The following is a 1,632-nucleotide window of genomic DNA, read 5'->3' on the forward strand; positions in this document are numbered from 1 at the left end:
CGTTCACAGGCCACTCACACGACCAAAACAGCCAGCCACTGGAGAAGGGTGCCTGCTCATGGAACAGCCACACGGCCAAATCAGCCAGCCGGTGGAGAAAACGGCCGCGCACCTGCCTAGGCGAGCTTCTTCGTGCGAATCAGCATATGCTCTCCGCCCTGCATCGTGGTGCCGAACAGATAAACATCTCCCCCATCCGCGAGCTTGAGCTTTTTCCGCAACTGCGGAGCGGTCAGCGGGAAATTCCGCACCGCGATATTGGCGCGCTTGGTACCATTCAGCAACCGCCTGACCTCCTTCTTGCCCATGCCGCCCATCGCTTCGACGACGAACCCGCGTCCCGGAAAATCCGCGATCGCCGTATCGGACACGAACAAATGGCTGCTCGGACCAATCTGCGTCACGCCGAATCGCTCCTCGATCAGGTCGAAGCATCCGGCCTTCATAATCGACGCATTCGGTTCGTACAGGAAGCGCACCGGCGGCAACGGCGCGGTGCCGATGCGCAGACCCCGCGTATACACCGCGGCATCATAATCGATTCGCTGACCGTCGTTCACGCAGTATACGTGCGGCGCAAAACCGCAGTCCACAGCGAAAGATGAGGCGTCCGCAGATACGGATTTCGCGGTTCGTCCAGCAATCATGGCATGCGCAGACCACACACTATCCGCGCCATCCACACTACCCGCACTACCAGCATCTTCCACGCCATCTACATCATTCGCGCGTTCTGCACCATCCGCACCATCCGCACTACCAGCGCGTTCTGCACCATCCGCGCCATCAGCGCGATCCACGCCAATCATCCCCTCCACAGATACGGCAGCGGCAGTATTCGCGCCGTTCTCCGCATGAGCACCGCCATCGGCCGCAAGCACCAACAGCAGTTCCTTGCATTCGTTGCCGGTCGACACAATGTGCACTTCGCGCACGGCACCGCCGAAATCCGCGACAGCCTTGCGCCAATCCAGCATCGGCGAAAGCTTGATCAGCGTGAATCGCGCCTTGGCGAGCAGCAGATCGCGCAATGCCAGCACATTCGGCGTGCAATCCGCGATCGCATAGGTACGCGCGCCATGCTCGTCGCGGCGGGCCGGATCGATGTAGATCATCGTCGTCGGACGCATCGCACGCAAGTACTCGACGCCGTCACCCTGCACGATTCGCGCATGCGAAAGCCCCAATTCGGCCATATTGTGCGCCGCGATGGCGCATAGACGCGCCTGCCGCTCCACATAGGTGGCGCGCGCGAATTCGCGTGCGAGGAAGGAGAAATCGACGCCGAATCCACCAGTCAGATCCACCATGCTTGATTCCGGCACCGTATCTGTGCCCGCGCCGCACAGCAGACGATGCGCGATCTCGGCCTTGTACAGCGCCGTGAACTGCGACGAGCATTGTTCCATGGAGATATGCGGCGGATAGATGATGCCGTCGCATGCGGCCCATTGCGGCAGTTTCTTGCCGGCGATCTGCCATCCCTCGATCTGGTCGAGCGCTGTGGGCATGTCGAAAAGGTCCGTCCGCTTGGCTTTGAGCGCGAGCCCGGTCACGTTTTCATGCCGATGCGCGGCAATGAAGGCGCGCATATCGTCGTTGACGATTTCCGTCGCAGGATTCGGCACGCCG

The 1,632-nt window shown here is 61.1% G+C and carries 1 protein-coding gene; it reads right to left on the minus strand.

Features of this window, described 5'->3' with window-relative positions:
* Positions 1 to 116: 116 nt before the first annotated feature.
* On the minus strand, positions 117 to 1,592 hold the full coding sequence (locus B3C64_RS03655; protein ID WP_291533823.1) for a THUMP-like domain-containing protein: 1,476 nt from the start codon (positions 1,590 to 1,592) through the stop codon (positions 117 to 119).
* Positions 1,593 to 1,632: the final 40 nt, after the last annotated feature.

This window comes from Bifidobacterium sp. UBA6881 (assembly GCA_002451435.1).
In the GTDB taxonomy this organism is placed as follows: Bacteria; Actinomycetota; Actinomycetes; order Actinomycetales; family Bifidobacteriaceae; genus Bifidobacterium.

What these genes read in the sequence shown, in the direction of transcription:
- B3C64_RS03655 (WP_291533823.1), bottom strand. Translation starts at nt 1,592, where the DNA reads ATGCGCGCCTTCATTGCCGCGCATCGGCATGAAAACGTGACCGGGCTC.